The organism is Sagittula stellata E-37, from assembly GCF_039724765.1.
Classification (GTDB): Bacteria; Pseudomonadota; Alphaproteobacteria; order Rhodobacterales; family Rhodobacteraceae; genus Sagittula; species Sagittula stellata.
On sequence record NZ_CP155733.1, the window covers coordinates 52,007 to 75,328 of the forward strand.

The 23,322-nt window shown below is 60.8% G+C and carries 18 protein-coding genes and 4 pseudogenes; 13 read left to right on the top strand and 9 right to left on the bottom strand.

Annotated elements, in window-relative coordinates:
* Positions 1-379: 379 nt before the first annotated feature.
* The 6 genes and pseudogenes from ABFK29_RS25215 to ABFK29_RS25025 all read left to right on the top strand — a co-directional run.
* Positions 380-1,006: pseudogene (locus ABFK29_RS25215) on the top strand (IS30 family transposase); the annotation flags it as partial.
* A 60-nt stretch (positions 1,007-1,066) separates the two neighbouring features.
* Positions 1,067-2,024: pseudogene (locus ABFK29_RS25005) on the top strand (IS3 family transposase); the annotation flags it as partial.
* Positions 2,025-2,415: 391 nt separating this feature from the next.
* Entirely contained in the window at positions 2,416-2,724 is a 309-nt protein-coding gene (locus tag ABFK29_RS25010; protein ID WP_347100746.1) for an H-NS histone family protein, read from the top strand.
* Positions 2,725-3,806: 1,082 nt separating this feature from the next.
* Positions 3,807-4,046, top strand: a pseudogene (locus ABFK29_RS25015) (transposase); the annotation flags it as partial.
* A 254-nt stretch (positions 4,047-4,300) separates the two neighbouring features.
* The gene (locus ABFK29_RS25020; protein ID WP_347100802.1) at positions 4,301-5,089 is read left to right on the top strand and encodes a transposase; all 789 of its coding nucleotides are present in this window, start codon (positions 4,301-4,303) and stop codon (positions 5,087-5,089) included.
* A complete protein-coding gene (locus ABFK29_RS25025) occupies positions 5,019-6,410 on the top strand; it encodes a phosphomannomutase (protein WP_347100747.1) in 1,392 nt (463 codons plus the stop codon). Before ABFK29_RS25020 ends, ABFK29_RS25025 begins: the two co-directional genes overlap by 71 nt.
* 1,708 nt (positions 6,411-8,118) lie before the next feature.
* On the opposite strand, the gene kdsA is transcribed toward ABFK29_RS25025, so the two are convergent.
* The 3 genes from kdsA to ABFK29_RS25040 form a co-directional block, all read right to left on the bottom strand.
* Positions 8,119-8,949, bottom strand: a complete 831-nt coding sequence (gene kdsA, locus ABFK29_RS25030) for a 3-deoxy-8-phosphooctulonate synthase (RefSeq protein WP_347100748.1) — start codon at positions 8,947-8,949, stop codon at positions 8,119-8,121.
* On the bottom strand, positions 8,946-9,734 hold the full coding sequence (locus ABFK29_RS25035; RefSeq protein ID WP_347100749.1) for a 3-deoxy-manno-octulosonate cytidylyltransferase: 789 nt from the start codon (positions 9,732-9,734) through the stop codon (positions 8,946-8,948). Before ABFK29_RS25035 ends, kdsA begins: the two co-directional genes overlap by 4 nt.
* A 118-nt stretch (positions 9,735-9,852) precedes the next feature.
* Positions 9,853-10,812, bottom strand: coding sequence for a KpsF/GutQ family sugar-phosphate isomerase (locus ABFK29_RS25040; RefSeq protein WP_347100750.1), 960 nt, complete (start codon positions 10,810-10,812; stop codon positions 9,853-9,855).
* A gap of 264 nt (positions 10,813-11,076) precedes the next feature.
* Here ABFK29_RS25040 and ABFK29_RS25045 point away from each other — a divergent pair, with 264 nt between their 5' ends.
* A complete protein-coding gene (locus ABFK29_RS25045) occupies positions 11,077-12,027 on the top strand; it encodes a glycosyl transferase (RefSeq protein ID WP_347100751.1) in 951 nt (316 codons plus the stop codon).
* A gap of 132 nt (positions 12,028-12,159) precedes the next feature.
* On the opposite strand, the gene ABFK29_RS25050 is transcribed toward ABFK29_RS25045, so the two are convergent.
* Complete coding sequence (locus ABFK29_RS25050; RefSeq protein WP_347100752.1) at positions 12,160-12,819, bottom strand: ABC transporter ATP-binding protein; 660 nt, start codon at positions 12,817-12,819, stop codon at positions 12,160-12,162.
* A gap of 25 nt (positions 12,820-12,844) precedes the next feature.
* Positions 12,845-14,266, bottom strand: coding sequence for a hypothetical protein (locus tag ABFK29_RS25055; protein ID WP_347100753.1), 1,422 nt, complete (start codon positions 14,264-14,266; stop codon positions 12,845-12,847).
* Between the two features lie 149 nt (positions 14,267-14,415).
* Here ABFK29_RS25055 and ABFK29_RS25060 point away from each other — a divergent pair, with 149 nt between their 5' ends.
* Positions 14,416-15,255, top strand: coding sequence for an ABC transporter permease (locus ABFK29_RS25060; RefSeq protein ID WP_347100754.1), 840 nt, complete (start codon positions 14,416-14,418; stop codon positions 15,253-15,255).
* A gap of 18 nt (positions 15,256-15,273) precedes the next feature.
* Here the strand turns inward: ABFK29_RS25060 and ABFK29_RS25065 are convergent, their stop codons facing one another.
* Complete coding sequence (locus ABFK29_RS25065; protein ID WP_347100755.1) at positions 15,274-17,442, bottom strand: glycosyltransferase; 2,169 nt, start codon at positions 17,440-17,442, stop codon at positions 15,274-15,276.
* 214 nt (positions 17,443-17,656) lie between these two features.
* Between ABFK29_RS25065 and rfbD the strand changes: the two genes are divergently transcribed.
* Both rfbD and rfbA read left to right on the top strand, forming a co-directional pair.
* Entirely contained in the window at positions 17,657-18,496 is an 840-nt protein-coding gene (rfbD, locus tag ABFK29_RS25070) for a dTDP-4-dehydrorhamnose reductase (RefSeq protein WP_430459353.1), read from the top strand.
* Positions 18,493-19,371, top strand: coding sequence for a glucose-1-phosphate thymidylyltransferase RfbA (gene rfbA / locus ABFK29_RS25075; protein ID WP_347100756.1), 879 nt, complete (start codon positions 18,493-18,495; stop codon positions 19,369-19,371). Before rfbD ends, rfbA begins: the two co-directional genes overlap by 4 nt.
* 3 nt (positions 19,372-19,374) lie before the next feature.
* Here rfbA and rfbB read toward each other — a convergent pair whose 3' ends face one another.
* From rfbB to ABFK29_RS25220, 3 genes are all read right to left on the bottom strand, one after another.
* Positions 19,375-20,412 carry a dTDP-glucose 4,6-dehydratase gene (gene rfbB / locus ABFK29_RS25080; RefSeq protein ID WP_347100757.1) on the bottom strand — a complete coding sequence of 346 codons (1,038 nt, stop codon included), beginning with the start codon at positions 20,410-20,412 and terminating at the stop codon, positions 19,375-19,377.
* Positions 20,409-20,972 carry a dTDP-4-dehydrorhamnose 3,5-epimerase gene (gene rfbC / locus ABFK29_RS25085; protein ID WP_347100758.1) on the bottom strand — a complete coding sequence of 188 codons (564 nt, stop codon included), beginning with the start codon at positions 20,970-20,972 and terminating at the stop codon, positions 20,409-20,411. The genes rfbB and rfbC overlap by 4 nt, the downstream gene beginning before the upstream one ends.
* 159 nt (positions 20,973-21,131) lie before the next feature.
* Positions 21,132-21,335 carry an ATP-binding protein gene (locus ABFK29_RS25220; RefSeq protein WP_430459354.1) on the bottom strand — a complete coding sequence of 68 codons (204 nt, stop codon included), beginning with the start codon at positions 21,333-21,335 and terminating at the stop codon, positions 21,132-21,134.
* Here ABFK29_RS25220 and ABFK29_RS25095 point away from each other — a divergent pair.
* From ABFK29_RS25095 to ABFK29_RS25105, 3 genes and pseudogenes are all read left to right on the top strand, one after another.
* A pseudogene (locus ABFK29_RS25095) lies at positions 21,308-21,766 on the top strand (IS3 family transposase); the annotation flags it as partial. The gene ABFK29_RS25220 and the pseudogene ABFK29_RS25095 sit on opposite strands and share 28 nt — an antisense overlap.
* A gap of 113 nt (positions 21,767-21,879) precedes the next feature.
* Positions 21,880-22,770 (top strand): hypothetical protein, encoded by an 891-nt coding sequence (locus ABFK29_RS25100; RefSeq protein WP_347100759.1) that lies wholly within the window; start codon positions 21,880-21,882, stop codon positions 22,768-22,770.
* Positions 22,758-23,063 carry a hypothetical protein gene (locus ABFK29_RS25105; protein ID WP_347100760.1) on the top strand — a complete coding sequence of 102 codons (306 nt, stop codon included), beginning with the start codon at positions 22,758-22,760 and terminating at the stop codon, positions 23,061-23,063. The genes ABFK29_RS25100 and ABFK29_RS25105 overlap by 13 nt, the downstream gene beginning before the upstream one ends.
* The last annotated feature ends 259 nt before the right edge of the window (positions 23,064-23,322 follow it).

A 23,322-nucleotide genomic window follows, 5' to 3' on the forward strand; every position in this document is an offset into this window, starting at 1 on the left:
ATCGATATGGCTCTGCTTGTGTCCTTGAAAGATCGCAGTGAGCGTGGCTGAGAGGTGGCCCGACAACTCTGAACAGGCGAGTTAGGTGGATTTTCTGCTCTTGATCCGGCAGCGTGCAGTCACGAAGGAGTAAACATGGCGAGACGCCCTCATCAGGCGCTTGCCATGCGCACGCCTGTCGAGGCATTCAGATTAGCGGCCTAACCTGAGCAGATTCCGCTGGGTCGATACAGAATCTAGCAAATAAGATCACAACGAGTGCTTGTGTGAAACGCTAATTACATAATCAAACTTATCAGACAAACTTTTGTAAGCAGGGCACATTCTAAAGTGCGTTGCGACAGAAGCTCTATCTTGCTGGAAAGCAAGGAGAACTAATTTGGCCCATACGGAACTGAACCTGCGTGGAAGACGCCAGATCGAGGATATGCTGAATGCCAAGGCCCCGATCCGGAAGATTGCGGAGGCCATTGGCAGGCTGAGTACCTCCCCGACAATCGGACAGTGACTGGAGCTACGATCTACCGCGAGATCAAGCGCAACGCCTTCCGTGATGACGAATTGCCGGAGCTTAATGGGTACTACGGGATAATCGCTCAGAAGGATGCGTTGGCCAGACGTGCGCGGCGGCGGAAGCTGCTGAGGCTCGAGGCGCTGTCAGGCCATCGTCGACCAGCTCCAAGCCGGGTGGTCACCGGAGCAGATCGCTGGCCGCCTTGGGTTCAAGGGCCATGAAGCACGCATCAGCCACGAGACGATCTATGCTTGGATCTATGGCCCCGAGGGCCGCGCCGACGACCTCGCCCGGCACCTTCCCAGCCGCAGAAAGCAAAGAAGGCCACGCCATGCGCGCAGGTCACGCGGCAAGGTCTTTCCGCCGGAGCGGTCGATCCATCAGCGACCTGAACACGTCAAGTCACGGGAAATGTTCGGAGACCTGATGATCTTCGAGCGCGCCACGGGGAAGATGAACGTCGCGTCTCTGGTCGAACGCAAGACCCGCTTCGGTCCCGCCCCAGGGCTGATCATCCCGAAGATAGGTCCAGATCCGGCCCTCCTTCACGTCCTGCTGCCCGACGAGATGCGGCGCTTGAAGGCGCTCGAGGACGAGAACACGCGACTGAAGAAGATTGTGGCGGACCTGACGCTTGACCGGGAGATGTTGCAGGACGTCATCCGCCGAAAGCTCTGAAGCCTGATCGTCTGCGAGAGATCGTGACCGGGATGTGTGTCGACTGGGGCGTGTCGATCCGGAAGGCTTGTGGGGCCATCTGCTTCGACACGTCCAGCTACCACTACAAGTCCCGGCGGACGCATCAGGCTGCCGTCGAACGGCGGATCAAGGAGATCTGCGAAACGCGTGTGCGGTATGGTTACCGACGCGTACACGTTCTGCTGCGGCGAGAGGGATGGGTGATCAACATGAAGAAGACCCGGAGGATTTACAATGAGTTGGGGCTTCAGTTACGGCACAAGCACCCGAAGCGTCGGGTGAAGGCGAAGCTGCGGGAGGACCGCCAGGAAGCCATCGGCCCGAACGATGTCTGGGCGATGGACTTCGTTCACGACCAGCTCGCCATGGGCAAGAAGCTCCGCATCCTGACGGTGGTGGACACCCATTCCCGAATGTGCCCGGCGGCGGATCCCCGGTTCACCTACCGGGGCGAGGACGTCGTGCAGACGCTGGAGAAAGTCTGTGGCAGGATCGGCTATCCGAAGAACATTCGCGTGGACAACGGCAGCGAGTTCATATCCTGTGACCTCGATCTCTGGGCCTATGCGAACGACGTCGCGTTGGACTTCTCTCGGCCTGAGAAACCGACGGACAACGGGTTCATCGAGGCATTCAACAGCAAGCTCCGGTCTGAGTGTCTGAACGCGCACTAGTTCATGAGCTTTGCCGACGCCCGTGAAAAGTTGAAAGCTTGGCGTAGACACTACAACGAGGATCGTCCCCACAGCGCGATCGGATACAACGTCCCGATCGCCATGCATTATCCAATGACGCTACCAGCCCGCCATCGTGAAATAGCCGGGAAATTCCAGCTTCCGGCGGTCGAAGGTTGGGGAGCAGTGCACATTGAAAAATTACGCCAGTCCAGTTCATGGCAAAAAAGGTTGTACAATCCCGCCGCGTAGCGTCAGAAATCAGCGTGCGGGCACTCCCAAAATCCGGAGGAGCGAGTGCAAGCTGGCACTTGATCACCTTCCCTTTTAAGTAGATACGCCCAGTCACATACTCAGCATTTTGCTTGAGGTCACTAAACTTAATGTTTAAAATTTGAAAATATATACTACAAGATTGACCAAAAAACGTAAGAACGATAGGCTTCGACATCCTGATGCGCTTAAAAACTCTATCGCCTACAAGATTTTGAATTTATAGTGCTCTTCAGAGCAGCATTGGGGAGATTCATGCAATCAATAGATCTTGAGAAAATGTCTTTGGACGAGCTAAAGCAGCTTGAAAAGGACGTTAGCAAAGCCATAAAGAGCTTTGAGAAGCGTCAACTTGATGAGGCTCGCGCTGCGGCTGAAGCCGCTGCTAAGGAAATGGGGTTCTCTCTAGCCGATCTTGCCGTAGTGGCGAAGGCTTCAAAAGCTCCTCCAAAGTATCGTGACCCTAAGAACCCTGAACTAACTTGGTCAGGTCGTGGCCGCAAGCCATTTTGGTTTGCCAAAGCAATCGATGCAGGACACTCGCCTGAAGATCTCGAAATCTAACGATCAGCACATTGATCATAGATTGTCGTCTCATATGCGGAACCTGTGCTTTTCTTTTGTTGAGGCACGCCATTTATTCTCCTTTGAGTTGTGCAGATCAGTTCATGGCTGAACCAAGACATGAACAGCGCTCCTCCTTTTCCTAGGTCGCAGCCTCTGTGCTAGCTAGGAAGAGGAAGCCGTCGTTTCCAGCTTCGAGAATGTCGCTTGAAGGGTGAGATGACCGAAGTTGTTGCTGGTGACCTTGGAATCCACGCTTAGGCAGCGCATCGTGCAGCAATGTCACGAAAGGGGCTGAGGACGCAGGCACACTCGCCGAAGGCCCGCGATATAGTGATGACAACTTTGGAAACGCGACGCCCACGCTGCCGTCCGGCTACACCGGCTACTACAGATGTCTAAAGTTTTTTCGTTAGCCACCGCTCTCGCCGTGACCATTACCTATTGCCACGGAAGCCGAAGCCAAGGCTTCGTCAAAACCGTGCAGACATCAATAATAAATTAACTTCAGCATGGTGCTCTTCAGCCATGCGCCCTTCCAACCGAAACCGCCGCCCCTACCCAATATCCGACCGCATGATCGACGCACTCATGTTCATCTTGGGGTGGGCACTCGTGGCTTTTCCGGCCTTCCTTCTTATGCGATAAGTGACTGATATTTAATAATATTAAGCCAATTTCAAGATCAGCCAAAATGCTGCGAATGCCAAAAGCACTAACGCCATGAGAATCAGAAGGTACTTCAGCCAAGAACGGTTGTAGAATGGAGTGCTATTATGACAGCCTCCGCACCGATCGCTCCCATAGCGCAATGAATGACCGCACTGCTGACAGGAGAAAAACCGTAAGACTTTCAAATTGCACCCGATGATCTACAATTTTCCGTAGCTGCACTCTGCGCCAGCCTGAGGGAAAGCCGCAATATCGAAGGCATGGCGAAAGCGCCATCGTCTAACATTCTTGCACCACCTTGCTGCACTGCGGAAAAAAATGGCTATGAAACGTTTACACCTCCTAGCGGATTTGTTGCGCAAAGGTTGAGAAGGATTCGTCTCGCGAATCCAGCGTGGTAGCTGATCTGCATGAACAGGCCCATCCCGCCGAGCTACAAGACCAAGAACTGGCCGGCCTGTAACGAAGCACTGAAGCAGCGCGGATCCCTCACGATCTGGTTCGATCCGAACATGGTCTGGGTGCCGCCACCGGCGGGCAAGCGAGGCCGGCAGCCGCAGTAGAGCGATGCCGCGATCCAGACCTGCCTGACGATGAAGGTCCTTTTCGGCATGGCCCTCCGGCAGACGACCGCGCTTCTGGATCGCCTCACCCATCACTGCGACATCATCGAAACCGGCAACGCCCTCAACCCTGTCAAAACCGCCGCGTGATGCTGTCCACCCGGAGGGGCGCTCCAATAGGGGGTCAAAGTTCGCTGCCGATTGACAATGATCCTGCAAATGCCCGGTAGGTCAAAGTTGGATTTGAGGCTACGGGTGGCCAGGAATGGGTGCTCTGTACGGAGCTTGCTGCCGTAGAAATCGCAGCCGTTCAGTTGCCTCAGGCGCAGATCAAGGCCTTCGTGTTGTCCCGGGGCACGCGGGCGAAGACCGACCGGATCGATGCGGACCTCATCGCAACCGGTGTTCTGCTCCCACCTACCGTTCGGCTTCCTGATCTGAGATCGGCTCCTTGGGAGCGGATCAGGAAGGAGGTTCTCACGGAGGATGGAGGTCGGCGGCGCAACCGCAAATGGCCTGACACCGTGAAGGCGCGGATTGTGGCCGAGACGTTGCGGCCCGATGCGACGGTTGCTGCCGTTGCACGGCGGCACGGGATCAAGGCAAACCACCTGTCAGCATGGCGAACCTTGGCTCGGCAGGGCAAGTTGGTGCTGCCAGCTCCCGAAGACGAGGTGGAGTTCGCGGCAATGGTGGTTACGACACCGTTGCCGGAGGGAGAGCCAAGCCCGGATGCCCCCATAGAGATCACCATGGGCGCAGTCACGATCCGGTTGGCAGCTACGACTCCGGTGGCGCGCATCGCGGCGAACCCCCATTGCATCGGTGCCGTAGAGGCAGTCGTAAAAGCTGCCCCAGCGCGCATTCTCGGCGCTCAGCACAAAGCGGGCAGTTGCGCGCCGGACGTGGGCCGACATCCTGCGCAGAGCGTGTGGAGCGCCCAACGTCTGCGCGCCCCTGCACGCCCGTATCGCTCGACGCGTCCTGCGTCCAACCTTTCCCTTGCCATGCCCGACGCCCTGCGGGACAACGCAACCGACGCACGAATGGAGTCCAGACATGGCGCCCAAATTCGGAACAAGCGGCCTGCGCGGCCTGGTGGTGGAGATCACCGAAGACCTGGTGCATGACTACGTGTCCGCGTTCCTCACCTCCTGCCCACACGGCGGATCGGTGCATGTGGGCCGGGACCTCCGCCCCTCGTCGCCGCAGATTTCGGGTTGGGTCATAGACGCGGTGCGCAACGCCGGGCTGGAGGCCGTGGACTGCGGTGCCCTGCCCACACCCGCGCTGGCGCTGTCTTCGTTGGAAGCCGGGGCGGCGGCTGTCATGATTACCGGTTCCCACATCCCGGCGGATCGCAACGGGCTGAAGTTCTACGTGCCTTCCGGCGAGATTTCGAAAGCCGACGAGACCCGGATCAACGCCGCCCTCGGCCAGCCGCGCGCGACCGGTGCACAGGGCGACCTGGCGGTCGCACAGGCGCAGGACGCTTACCGGGCGCGTTACGTGTCCGCTTGCGGGCGATGCCTCGACGGGATGACCGTGGGTGTCTACCAGCACAGCTCCGTGGCGCGCGATTTGATGATGGAGGTTTTCCAGGCGCTTGGCGCGGAAACCGTCGCAATCGCGCGCTCCGACGTGTTCATCCCCGTCGATACGGAGGCGCTGGATCCCGAGACGAAGGAGTTGTTCGCCGGATGGTTTCAGGCACATGGTCTGGATGTCCTTGTCTCCACCGATGGCGATGCCGACCGGCCCATGGTGGTGGACGATGCGCAACGGGTGGTGCCGGGCGATGTGCTGGGCGCGCTGACTGCCAAGGCGCTGGGGGCAAAGATCGTCTGCACGCCCGTGTCCTCGAACTCCATGATCGGCGATGCCTCGTTCGGTTTTGAACGTGTGGAGCGGACGAAGATCGGATCGCCCTTCGTGATCGCCGCGATGGAAGAGGCGCTGGCCGGCGATCCCGCGGCGCGCGTTGTCGGCTACGAAGCGAACGGCGGGTTCCTTCTCGGTTTCACCGCCGACGCCCCTGCCGGTCCGCTCAAACCGCTGATGACCCGCGACTGCCTGCTGCCCATCGTGGCCCCTTTGGCCGCGGCCAAGGCAGAGGGCGTCACCCTTTCCGCGCTGTGGGACGCTCTCCCTGCCGTGTACACCGCCGCCGACCGTATCCAGGGAATCGAAACGGAGGTGTCCAAGGCTTTCATCGCGGAACTCAGCGGCTCCGCTGACGCTCGGGCGGCGTTCTTCGACGGCTACGGGACAGAGGCGGGCGTGGACGAAACCGATGGCCTTCGCACGACCTTTTCCGATGGCAGCGTCGTGCACCTGCGCCCCTCCGGAAACGCTCCGGAATTCCGCTGCTACGCCGAGGCCGCGACCCGGGACGGCGCGGAAAAACTGGTAACGGGGACGTTGGCAAAGCTGCGTGAGCGTCTTTCCTGACCCTACCGGGGCGACGGCGAAGGACGGCCTGCGCCGTCCCGGTCCGTTGACAAACACCTGCGCGCCGCCCAAGGGTCTGCACCGAACGGCGGGCAGTTTGGGAGTGCGTTCATGAAAATCGCGATGATCGGAACCGGCTACGTGGGCCTCGTGTCCGGTGTCTGTTCTAGGATGCACTCGCCGCCGCCTGCCACAATCCAGTTCTCAAGCTTGCCGCCAAACGCCTCAAAGAGCGCGGAAAGCCACACAAACTCATCATCATCGCAATCGCCAACGCGATCATCAAAACTGGCATAGCTTGGCAGGTTCAGCTCCAAAAATAGACACGGTTGCTAAGGCAGGAAACGGGACAAAACCAGGTCAAAACCGATACAGACATTTACGATTTTTCCATCCCGGTTTTTCGTCACCACCTGCCCTGCCTCTTAGAAACTGGAGCGCTGGATGTTGGAGCTTTCAGCTAAGCTGTCTTAGCTACGAGACGTATAAAAACCTGATGCGTCGAAGTTCAGAGATGCGGAAGGGCGTTCGCGCTCTGGCTATGCGAGCAGGAACACCGGTCGCGGAGATCTGTCGCAAACCTGGTATCGCTCAGGCGACCTATTTCAACAAGAAGTAGGCGGCCCTCTGACTGACGAGATAAGAGGACTGAAGGCGCCCGACGAGAACAAGCGGATTACGGATCGCCAAGAAGCCGTCGGCAGAATGATGTCTACGCAATGGACTTCGTTCGTAACCAGCTCACCATGGGAAAAAGCTGCGGATCCTGACCGTGATCGAAGTACCGCGAGATAAGATTATCATGTCCCAATCGTTATGCAATACTCCGGTGGAGTCACCAGCCCATCATCGCTTGACGGCCAGAAAAATCAGATTGCGGCTATCCAAGGAAATCCGGCTAAAAAGAAGCTCCTTCACGCAGCTTGTTTTTCTGACAACCTTTCCTTGTACGCAAACATGGATCGCTTCTTTCATACGGTTTTTCTTTTTTTGGGCGCAGGATACGCACACAAAATGGCCTAGCTATTCAGCCAAAATAACGTCGCCAATATCGCAAATAGGCCGAACGGGAACCACCAGCGATTTAAGAGGGGTGTCGGTCGGAAACAGTATGGGCACGCCGAGCAAGCGTACCGCAGCTCATAGTTGCAACTACATCGGATCAAGCGCAATCCTCGTGATGTCGAGTTTCCTTTTTCTTTCCGTGATCTGGCCACGATCCTCCCCTCCACCGAGTTGGCACTAGGCGTGCTGCTTCCCCTGAAACGGAAGACAGCACTGCGGCCACAGAATCCGTGGAGCAGGTTAATGCTTCGTTAACTTAGACAGGCACCATCGTCACTTTTCAGACAGGCTGACGAGAGCACACCCAAGCTCGGAACCGCTTACTCAACGTCAGAAATTCGGTTGGGTCGGTAACGCCTTCTGACCTGCTCCCCTCGAAGTCTGCGTTTATCAGTTTGCTTTGTTCAGGGTTGATGTGAGCTTTGTCCCGTTGTCGCTGGCGACCATGCAGGGGAAGCATCGCACCTCTGCGATCAGCTCCCGCGCCACCTAGGCTCCGGTCGCGGCTGGATGAAAGTTCCGTGGCAGGTCAGCTGGGCAAACGGCAAGTCGTGGCGTTTTCTTAAGATGGAGAAATCCTCATCCGTTTCCGACAAAGATCTCCAAGTCCGCGCATCCATGCTTCAAAAAATCTGCTGAAAACCTATCCCTTGGTAAGCGCGTCGATGGCCTTCAGCCCCTTCAGGATGCGCCCCAGATCCGCGACCGGCACCATGTTCGGCCCGTCGGACGGCGCGGTGTCCGGGTCCTCGTGCGTCTCCATGAAGACCGCCGCCGCCCCCACCGCCAGCGCCGCGCGTGCCAGCGGTTCGACGTATTCGCGCTTGCCACCCGTGGACTTGCCCTGCCCGCCCGGCATCTGCACCGAATGGGTGGCGTCCATCACCACCGGGTAGCCCGTCCCGGCCATGATCGGCAGCGACCGGAAATCGCTGACCAGCATGTTGTAGCCGAAGGTCGTGCCGCGCTCACACAGCAGGATGCGGTCGTTGCCGGTCGAGGCGATCTTCTCCGCCACGTTGCCCATGTCCCAGGGGGCCAGGAACTGGCCCTTCTTGACGTTGATCGCCGCGCCCGTCTCTCCGGCGGCCAGAAGCAGGTCGGTCTGGCGGCAGAGGAAGGCAGGGATCTGCAGGACGTCCACCACCTCGGCCACGGGGGCGCATTGCTCCGGTCCGTGCACGTCGGTCAGAACCGGCACGCCGAATTCCTCGCGGATCAGGCCGAGGATCTTCAGTCCCTCGTTCATCCCGAGCCCGCGCCGCCCCTCCAGCGAAGAGCGGTTCGCCTTGTCGTAGCTCGCCTTGAAGATCCAGCGTGTGCCCGCGGCCTCGGCGGCGGCGGCGATCTTCTCGGCCAGCATCCGGGCGTGGTCGTGCGATTCAAGCTGGCAGGGCCCGGCGATCAGCACGAAGGGGCGGTTCTGGGCGATGGCGACATCGCCGGCGGGGGCGGAAACGGTGACGGTCTTCATGCGATGCCTTCCTTCTTCAGCACACCTTCGATGCGGGCGACGTCGACGGGGTTGTTGAGTTCCCAGAACACCCGGCCGCGCGCCTCGACGGGCACGCAGGTCACCGTGCCGCCGTTTTCGAGAAAGCGCAGCTGCTCCAGCCCCTCGGCGCGCTCCACCGGGCCTTCCTCCCAAGCCATGTAGGCGGCCAACGCCGCCGGACGATATGCATAGACGCCGACATGGTGCCAGACCTCCGGCGGGGTTTCGAGGTTGCCGACGTAAGGCAGCACCTCCTTCGAGAAGTAGATCGCCGTGCCGTCGCGGCGCAGCACCGCCGTGGTGCCGCCGACCCGGCCCGCGTGGCGGTCCGAGACGAAGTTCGACAGGGTGTCGTGGTCGCATTTCAGCACCGGGGTGGCCATCTCGACCTTGTCGTCCCGCATGGCCGCGATCAGCGCCTCGACAAACCACGGCGGCGTCAGGGGGGCGTCGCCCTGCAGGTTCACCACCACCTCCGGCGCCTCAGGCAGCTGCGCCACGCCCTCGGCACAGCGCTCGGTGCCGTTGCGCGCCCGGTCCGAGGTCATCAGCACCTCGGCGCCGAAGGCCCGCGCCGCGTCGCGGATCCGGACATCGTCGGTCAGCACATAGACCGCATCCGCCCCCTTCACCTGCCGCGCCGCTTCCCAAGCGCGCTGGATCAGGCTCTTTTCATGCCCGGTGGCCCCCTTCAGCCCAACCAGCGGCTTGCCCGGATACCGGGACGAGGCATAGCGGGCGGGAATGAAGATCACGGTTTTCATGGGAATTGACCCTGTAACTGCGTTGCTTTGGGGAAGGGCGCTCTGCCCTGCCGGTGTCTGTCGGGGCGTGGGCATGTCCCTGCCCTGCGTCCCATGTTCTCGCGATCCGGCGCCGCTGTCACGCCACCCCGGCGCGCAGCGCGTCGTGGATGTGGATCAGCCCGGTCAGCCTGCCCCCCTCGGTGACCGGCAGGACGGTGCGTTTGGAGTCGTTCATGACCCCCAGCGCCTCCAGCAGCAGGGTGTCGGGCGAGGTGGTCAGGGGGGCGCGGGTCGCCACCTCACCGGCGCTGCAGTCCATCAGCCCGGACATGTTGCGACGCAGGTCGCCGTCGGTGATGATCCCCGTCAGCAGACCCTGTTCCACCAGAAGGGCCACGCCGAACCCCTTCTGCGACATGATCAGTAGCACGTCCGGCATGGGCGTATCGACGGCCACCACGGGCAGTTCGTCGCCGGTGTGCATGACCGCCGTCACCCGCAAAAGCTGCGCGCCCAGCGTGCCGCCGGGGTGGAAGGCGGCAAAGCTTTCGCGGTCGAAGCCCCGGTGCCGCATCATCGCCACCGCCAGCGCGTCGCCAAGCGCCATGGCCATCGTCGTCGAGGTTGTGGGCGCCATGCCGATGGCACAGGCCTCCGGCGCGTCGGGCATCAGCAGCACATGGTCCGCGGCCTGCGCCAGCGTGCTGTTGGCCCGCCGGGTCATCGCCACCAGCGGCACGGAGAACCGCGCGCAATGAGCAATCATGTCGGCCAGTTCCTTCGTCTCGCCCGAGTTGGAGATCAGGATCACCGCGTCGGCGCGGGTGATCATCCCGAGATCCCCGTGCGAGGCCTCGCCGGGGTGCACGGTCTGCGCCGGCGACCCGGTAGAGGCGAAGGTCGCCGCCATCTTGGCCGCCACGTGCCCCGACTTGCCCATGCCCGAGACGATGATGCGCCCCGGCACCTCCAGCAGCATGGCGGTGACCGCGTCGAAGCTTTCGGGCAGTTCCCGGGCCAGCCGGTGCAGTGCCTCGCCTTCGGTGGTCAGCACCTGACGGGCGATCTCGGAGGGGGGCGGGGAGGATGGGGACATGGAAGGGAAGCGCCTGTTTTCAGGCGTTCTCTAGCCGGTTCGGCCGGGCTTGTCCAACGTCACCGGGCGGGATGGCACAGGCGAGTCTGCGCCACGCAGCCTCCGATACCGGCAGAGCACAAGCGCGTCAAAAAATAGCGATACGGACACCGGCCCCCTTCAACTTGGGGAACAATGGCTCAATGACATAGCGTGGATGAGACAATTATGACCGAAATCTTAACCCGTCCCGGGCGAGGATCGCGGGCGAAAGGTCCCGCACCCATGTCCCAGTCCGCTCTCTCCCCCGTCCCTGCCCTGCCCCGGATCACCGTCCTGATGGCCTGCCACCAGGGCGCCGCGCACCTGGGCCAACAGCTCGCCTCCATCGCCGCGCAAGAGGGCGTGGACTGGCACCTGCGCGCCTCCGACGACGGGCCGGGACAAGCGGCGGACGACGGCACCGCCGCCCTCCTCGCCCGCTTCCGGGACGCCCATCCCCACCGGGTGACGCTGCACGAGGGGCCGCGCCGCGGGGCGTCGGTGCATTTCCTGTCGCTGCTCTGCGCCCCGGACCTCGGCCCCGGGCCCGTGGCGCTCTCGGACCAAGACGACATCTGGTATCCGGCAAAGCTCAGACAGGCTCTGTCACGCCTGAACTCCATCCCTGGCCCGGCGGCCTACACCGCCCGCAGCCGCCACGTCGACACCCACGGCCACCCGCTCGGCCTGTCGCGCAGGCCCCGCGGCGCCCCCTCCTTCGGCAATGCGCTGGTACAGAACCGGGTCTCCGGCCACGCGGCGGTGCTGAACCCGCAGGCGCTGGCGCTGGTGCGCGCCGTTGGCCCGGTGGACGTCCCCTTCCACGACTGGTGGCTGGCGCTGCTGATCACCGGCGCCGGCGGCACGGTGGTCGAGGATGACGCCGTGGTGCTCGACTACCGCCAGCACGGGGAAAACGTGCTGGGCGCGCCGCGCGGCTGGCGTGCCCGGCTGACCCGCGCCGTCCGGGTGCTGGGGCCGGAGGGCCGCCGGATCATGGCCGCCAACCGCACGGCCCTCGCCCGCGCCGCCCCTTTTCTGACCGGGGATGCACGCGCCCTGCTCGCCCGGCTGGATACAGCCCCCGCGCATGGCCCCGCCCGCCTCCGGGCGCTCTCCCGCCTGGGCGTCCGGCGCGACGCGCCTGCGGCACAAGCCGTCCTCGCCCTCGCTGCCACTTTCGGCCGCTACTGAACGCCCCCGAGACCCCGGGTCCGAACGCCGCCCCGCCCTTCATCTTGGCGGAAAATACCTCGGGGGAGCCGCTCCACAGGAGCGGTGGGGACAGCGCCCCTCAACCGGTTTCGCGCGCGAAACCGGGACGGATCAGGCGGCGGCCATGGCCTGCACGTGGTGGGCGATGGCGTCTTCCACGTCGTCGTAATACCACGCGCGCCCGTGCTCCAGCACGATGCCGCTGTCGCACAAAAGCCGGATCTGCGGCAGGGCGTGGCTGCAGACCAGCGCCCCCGCCGAGCGCAACCGCGCCTTGAACAGCGCGTCCGAACGTTCGCGAAAGGCCGCATCCCCCACGGCGGTGATCTCGTCCACCAGGTAGACGTCGAAATGGATGCCCATGGAGATGCCGAAGGCCAGCCGCGACCGCATCCCCGAGGAATAGGTGCGGATCGGCATCCGGAAATGCGGCCCCAGGCCGGCGAAATCCTCGACGAAGTCCACCAGCTCGTCGGTGTCGACCCCGTAGATCCGCGCCACGAAGCGGCAGTTCTGCTGGCCCGTCAGATCGGGGTGGAACGATCCGGCGAAGCCCACGGGCCAGGACACCTGGCCGGTGGTGACGATCCGCCCCTCCGTCGGCCGGGTTGCGCCCGAGACCATGCGCAGCACCGTCGACTTCCCCGCGCCGTTGCGGCCCAGAAGCCCAACGGACCGCCCGGTCGGCACGGTCAGGCTCATGCCCGAGACCACGGTGACCACCTTGCCTTCCGTGACGTAGCGCTTGGTGACGTTCTCGAAGCGGATCACCGGCGCGCCTCCACCGCCCGTCCCATCACCGCCGGTCCTTCAGCGCGTAGATCACCAGCACCAACGTACCCCAGACCAGCAGGATCAGCAGCGTGGCCAGCGCCAGCAGCATCTCGCGTTCGGGGTAGCGCGGGCTCTGTGCCAGCGTCGGGCGCACGTAAGCGGTGAGGTAGCGGCTTTGCCGCCGCGCCTCCGCGACGCTAGCGTCATAGGCGGCGCGGGCCGAGGTATAGGTCGCCTCCGCGAACTCCCGGTCGACGACCAGCCGCTCGTACTCGCCGAAGAGGTCGGCATAGACGCCGTTCTCCCCCGTCACCTCATCCGTGACCGCCCCGCCGGCCAGGCCCAGCTTGCGGCGCTCGGCGGCGATGCGGTCGCGGATCACCCCGATCCGGCTTTCGGCCTGGGTCAGCCGCGGATCGTCGGCCCGGGTCCGGAGCGCCAGCAGGTCGTATTCGATCAGCTCGTTGGCCAGGAGCCCCTCGAGATTGGCCAGGACGCCCGACTGCCGCTCCATGTCGGCGGTGGGATCGACCATCTGGTTGCGGTTGCGGAAGGAGGTCAGCGCCTCGCGCGCGGCCTTCAACCGGTCCTCCGCCTTCCCGAGGTCGGCGCGGGCGTAGCGGATCGCATCCTCCCGCGCGGTGGCCAGCAGGGCGTTGATCATCTCCGTCGAGCGATCGTACAGCGTTTCCGCGACAAGCTGGGCATCGCGCGCCTCGAAGGCCAGCACGCGCACCTCGATCAGCCCGGCGCCGTCGTCGTAGTAGATCTTTACCATACGTTGCCAGTGATCGACGAGATCCTCGATCGTGCCGTCGGGATCGAAGGCGAAATACGGGTCGGTGGCGCCCGGTTTCGACCAGATGGCGCGCAGGTTCACCGCCGCGTCGATCTCCGCCACCAGCTTCTGGCTCTGCAGGTATTCGTAGAGGATGTCGGTGTCCGAGGAAGACGACCCCGACAGCGGCGCGAGCCCGCCCAGCAGCTCCAGCGCCGAGTTGGTCTCTTCCGTGCGGACTGAGAAGGCCACGGTGGAGGCATACTGGTCCGCCGCCCGGTCCCAGAGATACCAGGCAACGGCGGCGGCGGGCAGCAGCACGCCCAGCACGAAGCTCAGCATCAGCGACCAGTGCCGCCGTTTCAGGCGGGCGGGCCCGGCTATGCGCGCGCCACTCCGAACGCCGGGGCCGAAGCCCGGCGGCGGGATGGGCATCGGTCGCGGCACAGGTTTCTGCTGGGCGCCGCCGGCGGGCGCATGGGCCGGCACGGGGCGCGGTACGGGCACATGCGCCGGAAGCTGGGCCTGCGCGCAGGCAGGCTCCCCAGACCGGATTCCGTTCGGGGCAGCATTCTGGGTCCGCTCCGGAGCGGTGACAGGCACATGCACATGCGCCTTTGTGCGGGCCGGCACCTGGGCGGCCCTCTGGGTCGAAGCCTTGGTCAAGAACGGTATCCGCAGACGATCCGAATGTCGCCGCATCTTCGGACATAAACCTTTAGGAAAGATTTAACGTGCATGGAGAAGGGCGGGCCCTGACCGGGGGCCGCACGAGGATCACCAGAGGACCACGGAAGGATCGCAGGCGGCGCGCCATGTCCGAAACCACCCACGCCCACACGTCCCGTGACGGCTCCTCCCCGGCGCCGCAGCGCCCCCGCTCCGGGGTGCCGCGCCTGGCGACGCTGCGCTCTGTCACGGCGCTGATGCTGCGCGAGATGGCCACCAGCTACGGGCGTTCGCCCGGCGGCTACCTCTGGGCGGTGCTGGAGCCGGTGGCGGGCATCGCGCTTCTGACGGCGGTGTTCTCGGTCGGCTTCCACGCCCCGGCGCTGGGGACGAGCTTTGCCATGTTCTACGCCACCGGGATGCTGCCCTTCATCCTGTTCACCGACCTCGTGGGCAAGGTGGGGCAGGCGCTGAACTACTCGAAGCAGCTTCTGGCCTATCCGCGCGTGACCTTCGTCGACGCCATCCTGGCGCGCTTCGTGCTGAACCTGATGACGCAGATCCTCGTCAGCTACGCGGTGCTCGGCGGCATCGTCGCCCTGTTCGAGACGCGGGTCGTCGTCGACGGCATGATGCTGGTGCGGGCCTACGCGCTGGCCGCGGCGCTGGCGCTGGGGCTGGGGACGTTCAACGCCTACATGCTGGTGCGCTTCCCTATCTACCAGCGCGTCTGGTCCATCGCCATGCGCCCGCTGTTCCTGCTGTCCTGCGTCTTCTACCTGTTCGACAACCTGCCGGAGCCCTATGGCGGCTGGCTGTGGTACAACCCGCTGGTGCATGTGATCGGGCTGATCCGGCGCGGCTTCTACCCCAACTACGACGCCCCCTACGTGTCGGAGGTCTACGTGCTGGCGGTGTCGCTCCTGGCGCTGGTCGCGGGGCTGATGCTGCTGAGGCGCGACCACCGGATGCTGCTGGAGCTCTAGCATTTCGCGCGCGAAACCTCAGCCTGAAAGCTGCCGCGCCCGGGCAAGGATCGCCCTCGGATCCCCCGCGAGGCCGGGCGGCAGCAGCGCCGCCGGAGTACCCGTCGCGGCAGCCGCCCGAACCGCCTCCGCCTGCCCTCCCAGGTCGAAGACCATGACCGGCAGCCCGGTGGCCAGCGCCTCATGCGTGGTGAACGAGAACGTCTCCGGCCAGAGCGAGGGGATCAGCCAGCAGGTGATTCCGTAGCGCGCGGCGAGGCGGGGCAAGGCCTCCACCTCGTAGGCCCCGTGGTGCCGCGCCGGGGACGGCAGGCGGTAGGCGGGATCGATCTCTCCCAGAAGCACCACCTCACAGCCGCTATTGCGGCAAGCTCGAGCAAGCTGTTCCGCGACCGCAGCACCCTTATGCGGTGCTAGGTTGCCGAGGATCCCCAAGACTGGACGCGCGCTTGGGCCTGGGCGTGCAAGCGCTGGAACAGTTACTGGTAGGGTATGCGGACAAACCTCAATTCGAGCATATCGATAGACCTCTGCAAACAACACTTTCGCTGCGTTAGAAAAGCAGATCACACGCTCTGCTTGCTCTACAAGCGGGCGCCAAGCATTGCGCCATTCCGCCAGTGACACTGCCTGACCGTTTGGCCGGCGAGCGATGTGCCTAGACGAGGCACGTTTTGGCTCCGGTAATCCTTGCCATTGCTCATTTTTCTCAAGCAATGTCATGTTTGGTGAAAGTGCAAAATAATCGTGTACTAGTATCGTCAACTTATCCTCGGAACCTTTCAAGGATAGAAACAGCTCGGGTAGCATCACAGGATCAATGTCGCCGACTGCACAAGAGTATACGAGTTCCCGCCGCGAAACCGGTGCGAGAAGGCGCTCCACCAATTCCCAATCTTCTGTACCGGCGGAAGTCATGCATAAAGTACCGTCAGCCTGTGCATGATGCAGCTCTATAGTGAAGCGGAAAACTCCACCAACCCGGATGACCAAGGCCGACCCTACCCTTGCAACATCAGTAGAAAGACGCCTTTGCAGATCTATATCTGCGCCACCCCCCATTGAGTGCCCGAGATAGATTGGTATAGCTCCGTTCCGTTGGAGTTCTGCCCTTACAATCCCAAATGCCAGACGCGCGGTTACCAACGGATCGCGTCGCAGGAACATGCACACTTCCACGTCAAAGCGCGGATACCTCTTTGACAATAGAGCTGAATTTCTACGAATGAGGGTCTGCTTTTGTGTCTGACCAAAGCTTTGACCACCGATATGAGCTACGTAGAGATCTGGCACGTAAACATGAGAAAATCCTCTTGCCCGGAGGCGCTGACACCAGTCCACTTCCTCGCCGTAGCCCGGAGTGAAGGCTGGATCAAAACTCGGCTCCAACTCCAAAGCAGTGCGAGACATTGCCATGCAGAAGCCCACACTGGTGGGAGCGACAACCTGAGCGCGGCCATTCAGATTCTGGGCAAAACGGTCTAACGCCTGTGCTTCATCAAAAGTCACAAGGGTAGCATTTCCAGGAGAAGGCACAGAACCGAGTTCTGCATCATTCGACAATGGTGTAGCCGACGCAATCCTCGGATCTTCCAGCAAAGGCCTCAAGAGGCGAGGAGCCCACGCCTCTGGCAAGAATGCATCCGAGTTCAGCAGAACAACTGGATCGGGCCACAACATCGCTTGTTTCAATCCCAAATTCGCGCTGCTGACAAAGCCAAGGTTGCGTTCGTTCTCGATAAGATGTGCGCCATGGCGAGATGCCCAGTTTCGCAAAAACAACACGGTTTCAGTGTCCGGCGAGGCATCGTCTACCAGCACCATGCGCCAAGGTATCTCCGTGTGAGCGACAACCCGTGTCAGTGCATCTTTTACCAGAGATAAGCTTCCATAGACTGGCATGACCAAGGTAACACCGCCCGGCTCGGGTGTCGGTGCAGGCACGTCAAACAGTCGGGAATCGAGTGCCAATGGTGCAGGCCCCGAGAGATTGAGCCGTTGTTTGACACGTGCCCTTGCAGTGGGATCTCGATGACGTACCCAGCGCAGGATATGAGGGAAAGCACTGGCCGATAAGACTATAAAAGAAATGAATAATCTAAATTGACTTACTCTGCTGGCTGGGCGGTCCGTAGGCAGATGCCAAGCTGCAAAGATGCCGAACAAGCGTCGAACGCGAAGGAACACTGAAGCCTCCTGAAGTTTCGAGGATGCTTAACTTGGAATTTGAAACAAAAGGTTCATTGTTCGATGCAGTCTGCCAGGTCAGGCAAGCCATATGTTGATGATGATCTTGGCCTGAGCGCGTCAACATGCCCCAAAGCAGGGTTTCCTTCGCGATCAGAGCTTTTGTCTGAGGCGGCCGTTCGTTATCGAAAGCATCAGGCAGGAAGAGGCTGGTATGATCCTTGTATTTGGAAGACACGGACAGGTTGCTCAAGAGCTCAGGAAACATCCTGATGTCACGGCCTTAAGCCGTAGTGATTGCGATCTTACCCAATCGGGCGCAGGAGAGACTGTTCTCACTCGCCTTGAGCCCGACGTGGTAATCAACGCTGCCGCGTGGACTTCTGTCGATTTGGCTGAAACCAAGGAGGTTGACGCAAGACGGCTTAACGCAGAGGCCCCAGGAGAGATTGCCCGGGCCTGCGCCATACGGGACATCCCGCTCCTGCACGTTTCCACTGACTACGTTTTTGATGGTAGTGGCGTGAAACCTTGGAAGGAGGAAGATCCCACCCTTCCAGTCAATGCCTATGGGCGCACAAAACTGGCTGGTGAGGACGCCGTGAAGGCTGCAGGTGGGAGACACGCCATCCTGCGCACATCTTGGGTTTTCTCCGTACATGGCACAAACTTCGTCAAGAGCATGCTGCGGTTGTCTGAAACTCGTAGCCATCTCGACATTGTATCGGATCAGATTGGCGGCCCCACCCCTGCTGCTAATATCGCAACAACACTCCAGATCATAGCCAGCGCCATGATCGAAGGTCATAGCGGAGGCCTCTATCATTATTCAGGATCCCCGGAGGTCAGCTGGGCAAGCTTCGCGCGGGAGATTTTTCGTATAGCGGGACGAGCAGTCACGGTCGGCGAAATACCTACTTCATCCTACCCCACACCAGCATCGCGACCGCTCAATTCGCGCCTGAATTGTGCCAAACTTGCAACCGACTTCGGGATTACCCAACCGTCGTGGCAAGACGGGCTGTCGCAGGTCATCAAGGAACTCGAAGCATGACTAGTACTGACCGCAAGGGGATCATTCTCGCAGGAGGGACCGGGTCTCGTCTCCATCCAATCACGATGGGCGTGTCTAAGCAGCTTTTGCCAGTCTATGACAAACCCATGATCTATTATCCGCTCAGCGTTTTGATGCTTACAGGCATCCGCGAGATCTGCATAATCACTACTCCTCAGGACCAAGACCAATTCGTTCGAACCTTAGGTGACGGCAGTCAATGGGGTCTTCGGCTAACCTACATTATCCAACCGTCGCCTGACGGCCTCGCTCAAGCTTATATCTTGGCCGAGGAGTTTCTCGCCGGTAGTCCCTCAGCGATGGTACTTGGGGACAACATCTTCTTCGGTCACGGCCTACCCGAGCAGCTGCAAGCCGCCGACAAACGCAAAACGGGTGGCACAGTTTTTGGCTATCGTGTGGCAGACCCGGAACGGTACGGCGTTGTGGATTTCGCATCCGATGGATCAGTGCATCAGATCATCGAGAAACCAGACAAGGCCCCATCATCTTACGCGGTAACTGGACTATATTTTCTTGATGGGTCTGCCTCACTTCGAGCTCGCATGGTCGCGCCCTCACCACGTGGGGAGTTAGAGATCGTCACGCTTTTGGAGAGCTATCTGCATGATGGGATGCTCAGTGTGCAGCAGATGGGACGAGGCTATGCCTGGCTCGATACCGGTACTCACGCATCGCTTCTGGATGCAGGGAACTTCGTTCGAACCTTGTCCGAACGACAAGGCCAGCAGGTCGGTTGTCCCGAAGAGATCGCTTGGGAAAAAGGCTGGATTAGTAGCGACCAGCTTCTAGAGCGCGCGCAGCTTTTTGCGAAGACGAGCTACGGCAGTTATCTGAAGCGCCTCGTAGTCTGAAGCTCATCCTACACCAAGCCGGTGTCCTACGCCATCTCGCTCCAGCAGGGCGCGCCACCAAGGTTCATTGTCTAGATACCAACGAACGGTACGCTCCAACCCCTCCTCGACCGTGACCGAAGGTCGCCAGCCCAGTTCCTCACGGATACGGGTTGGATCAATAGCGTAGCGCATATCGTGCCCGGGACGGTCGGCAACAAAGGTGATCTGTTCGGCATAACTATCGGTCTTTGGACGCAATCGATCAAGAATGTCACAGATGGATTGCACTAATTCGAGGTTTGATAGTTCATTCTCACCCCCTATATTGTAAGATCTCCCGATTTCACCGTTGCGCACGACGAGAAGTAACGCTTCAGCGTGATCCTCCACGTAAAGCCAGTCACGAACGTTCGAACCATTGCCATAGATCGGGATGAGCTTTCCGTGGAGCGCATTGAGAATCACTACGGGGATAAGTTTCTCGGGAAAATGGTAAGGGCCATAGTTATTAGAGCAATTAGTCAGAATTATCGGCAACCCGTACGTTTCATGCCATGCACGAACTAGATGGTCAGAGGATGCCTTAGAAGCCGAATATGGCGACCTCGGGTCATAAGGCGTATCCTCGGTGAACTTTCCGGTCACCCCCAGAGAGCCGAATACCTCATCGGTGGAAATGTGATGGAACCGGAATGTCTCTGGTTTTCCTTGAGAGGCCCAATATTTTCGCGCAGCTTCAAGCAGATTGAAAGTACCACAGATATTTGTCTCAATAAAGCTTTTCGGTCCGTCAATTGATCGGTCGACATGGCTTTCAGCGGCGAGATGCATGACGGCGTCAGGCTTATGTGTTTCAAAGATCCGGTTCAGTGCGTCACAGTCACGGATGTCGGCATGCTCAAAAACGTAACCCGAACTATCCGAAACCACGGCCACGTTTTCGAGGCATGCAGCATAGGTCAATGCATCAACATTGACCACTTCATGACCGTTGGCGATAGCGCGCCGCACCACCGCAGATCCAATGAAACCAGCGCCTCCTGTTACTAGAATTTTCATGTAGCCTCCCACACGAAGGGATTACCAATATCTGCCAACTGAGGAGCGTTTGCATCCTTCTTTGAAAGCACAGGGGCGGAATCCAGCGGCCAATTTATTCCAATCTCAGGGTCGTTCCAAGCCACAGAACCATCACAATCCGGCGCGTAGAAATCTGAGCACTTATAGACGATTTCTGTATCTGGCTCGAGTGTGACAAAGCCGTGAAGAAATCCTTCAGGTATCATTAGCTGACGGCCATTTTCAAAGCTCAATTCTATACCAAACCATTTCCCGTACGAAGGTGACCCGAGGCGAATATCAACTGCAACGTCATAGAGCGCTCCACGCCCACAGCGTACCAACTTGGCCTGAGAGTGCGGCGGACATTGATAGTGCAGGCCTCGCAAGGTGCCTGCCGCCGCCGACAATGAGTGGTTGTCCTGCACGAAATCGTAGTGCAGCCCGGCCTCTGCCATACGCTGCTTATTCCAACTTTCGCAGAAAAATCCTCGGTCGTCGCCGAACCGGCGTGGCATCAACACCAACAAGCCGTCCAGCGTGGTCTTTTCAATCTCCATGGGTCGCCTGCTCCTATTTTCTCCCCGACCTTGACAGAACAGAACCGAAGATATGTCCAAATTTGAGATTCTAGCCTGTTGACTTCCACCCAGACTTGCTCCGGGCTTTCCTCGAGAGCTGACCCAGCTTTAGGTTATGCGGATCAGTTCACCGCTAGGTCAAGACATGCGCGGCATCCTTTCTTTTTCGGATACAGCCTCGGTTTTGACCTTGAGGCGAAAGCTGTCGTTTCCGGTTTTTAGGGTGTGCCAGCGGTGAGTAAGGTGGTCAAGGAGCGCGGGAGTCATGGCCTGCCCCATTAAAGTGGTCTGCCAACTAGGGTAGATTTGTACCGCAGACCTACTACCGCTGGCGACGCGAATACGGTGAGATGAACCGGGATCAACTGAAGCGGCTGAAAGAGCTTGAGACGGAGAACGCCCGTCTGAGGCGGGTGGTGTCGGATCTGACGCTGGAAAAGTTGATCCTTTCTAAGGCCGCACGGGGAACTACTGAGCCCCTCGCGCCGCCGACGCTGCATCGATCACGTCCGCAAAGTCGTCTATGTGTCAGAGCGCCGGGCGTGCCAGGGACTCGGTCAGCACCACTCGACCCAGCGCAAAGTCGGGCAGATGAAGCGCGGCCGACTGCCGACATCATCGAACTCGCGCGCCAGCATAGGCGCTACGGCTACCGCTAGGTCGCCGACCTGCTGAATGACAGCGGCTGGTGGGTAAATTTCAAGCGTGTCGAGGTGATCTGGCAGCGCGACGGGCTCAAGGTACCGCAAAAGCAGAGGAACCGAATTCAGCTCTAAAACGCGCCAAGCTTGTCTGCGCGGTAATGGCGCGAGTCATAGAAAGCGTGCAGAATGCATCCGTACTCCCGCGCGCATCATCCCGCACGATTTGCAGAGGAGCATGCGCAGTGAGCAATTTTGCAAGCGCGCAGCTCGATTTCGGGACGTTGCACGGGATCAATCGCGCGACGCGTCCCGCTTTCCCGCTGATGGAGCGCATGACCGTCGAGCGCGGCACCGCCGAGGATTGGGAACTGCTGCACCATCTGCACTACAAGACCGAAGGCAACGCGGTCGGCACGAAATACTGGCGCCTGGCGCTGGAGGGCGAGACCATCGGCGTCCTGGTCCTGGCGCAGCCGACACCGCTGCTGAAGGAACGCCACAAGGCGATGGAGTGGTACAAACCCGGCGGCGACACGCACCTGTCGAACGTCTTCCGCTACAAGATGGTCAACGAGGACTTCACCGTCGTCTCCCGGCTGGTGCTCGACACGGTCTTCCGCGGCGTGGGCGTCTCGTACCGCTTCCAGAATCTCGTCGCCCGGCTTTCGGGCAAGAAGTACGTCGAGATCCAGTCGGCGATGTCGAAGTACAACCACTTCGCGCAGCGGGCGGGCTTCCGGTTCGTCAAGCCGATGCGGTCGAACACCTTCGAGCAGGGCGTCCGGTTTTTCCGGCAGCACTTCGATTCACACCCGGCCGACGGCGTCGCAATCATCGCGGAGCTGGACGCGATGCGCCCGCGGCTCCGGGAGATGACCATCGAGGCGATGCGGGAGTTCTACTACGCCAAGAGCCAGCGGGAGAAGACCGGCGCGCGGCAGAAGTTCGGCACCTCCCGCGTCGAGCAGATGGAGCTGTCCGATCTCCTGAAGCAGCTCCAGCAGCTCGTTCTCGGATCGCCGCTCTATGGCATCTACCGAAACCCCGACGCGGGCCTGCAAATCTCGTCGCCAGTGCCCGTCCTTTCCTTCGACGCCCAATCTCCCACGGAGCCCCTGAAATGGCGTCCCTGACCCGATTTACCCGCAAGCAGACCGAAATCATGGAGCGCATCAACCGGGGATCGGCCGCCGGGGGCTTCATCGACATCGACGAGCTTCTGGGGGACCTGAGCTACACCTGCACGAAACAGGCGCTCCAGTGTTCGCTCAGGAAGCTCCGGGACCGGGGACTGATCGAGGACGACTACATCCGGCGGCGCGGAGCGCGGCGCCGGATGATGTCGCTGACCAGGCTGGGCCGCAGCTTCTTCGATCCGCAGACTGGAGCCTTCGACGTCGTCGTCGAAGGGATCGACGAGGACTGAAGCGACACAGGATTCGCCTCCCGCGTCCCTGAAACCTGAAACCTGAAACGGAATTATGAACCCTCCCGCGGCAGCAGCTTCGGGAGGGTTTGCAATTTTGGCTTCTGAGCGGCTTCCTCTATGCTTCAGCGGGGGCATGTACCCCGAGGGGTCGTCCCGCGCTTCAGGGGAGATATTTGCGGGGGCTGCGTCGATTTTGGAGCTGGGTCGGGGATGGGATCACTGGAAGCTGACACGGGAAGAGGGGCCGCAGCCTTGA

What these genes read in the sequence shown, in the direction of transcription:
- ABFK29_RS25010 (WP_347100746.1), top strand. Translation starts at nt 2,416, where the DNA reads ATGCAATCAATAGATCTTGAGAAAATGTCTTTGGACGAGCTAAAGCAG.
- ABFK29_RS25025 (WP_347100747.1), top strand. Translation starts at nt 5,019, where the DNA reads ATGGCGCCCAAATTCGGAACAAGCGGCCTGCGCGGCCTGGTGGTGGAG.
- kdsA (WP_347100748.1), bottom strand. Translation starts at nt 8,949, where the DNA reads ATGAAGACCGTCACCGTTTCCGCCCCCGCCGGCGATGTCGCCATCGCC.
- ABFK29_RS25035 (WP_347100749.1), bottom strand. Translation starts at nt 9,734, where the DNA reads ATGAAAACCGTGATCTTCATTCCCGCCCGCTATGCCTCGTCCCGGTAT.
- ABFK29_RS25040 (WP_347100750.1), bottom strand. Translation starts at nt 10,812, where the DNA reads ATGTCCCCATCCTCCCCGCCCCCCTCCGAGATCGCCCGTCAGGTGCTG.
- ABFK29_RS25045 (WP_347100751.1), top strand. Translation starts at nt 11,077, where the DNA reads ATGTCCCAGTCCGCTCTCTCCCCCGTCCCTGCCCTGCCCCGGATCACC.
- ABFK29_RS25060 (WP_347100754.1), top strand. Translation starts at nt 14,416, where the DNA reads ATGTCCGAAACCACCCACGCCCACACGTCCCGTGACGGCTCCTCCCCG.
- rfbD (WP_430459353.1), top strand. Translation starts at nt 17,657, where the DNA reads ATGATCCTTGTATTTGGAAGACACGGACAGGTTGCTCAAGAGCTCAGG.
- rfbA (WP_347100756.1), top strand. Translation starts at nt 18,493, where the DNA reads ATGACTAGTACTGACCGCAAGGGGATCATTCTCGCAGGAGGGACCGGG.
- rfbB (WP_347100757.1), bottom strand. Translation starts at nt 20,412, where the DNA reads ATGAAAATTCTAGTAACAGGAGGCGCTGGTTTCATTGGATCTGCGGTG.
- rfbC (WP_347100758.1), bottom strand. Translation starts at nt 20,972, where the DNA reads ATGGAGATTGAAAAGACCACGCTGGACGGCTTGTTGGTGTTGATGCCA.
- ABFK29_RS25105 (WP_347100760.1), top strand. Translation starts at nt 22,758, where the DNA reads ATGGCGTCCCTGACCCGATTTACCCGCAAGCAGACCGAAATCATGGAG.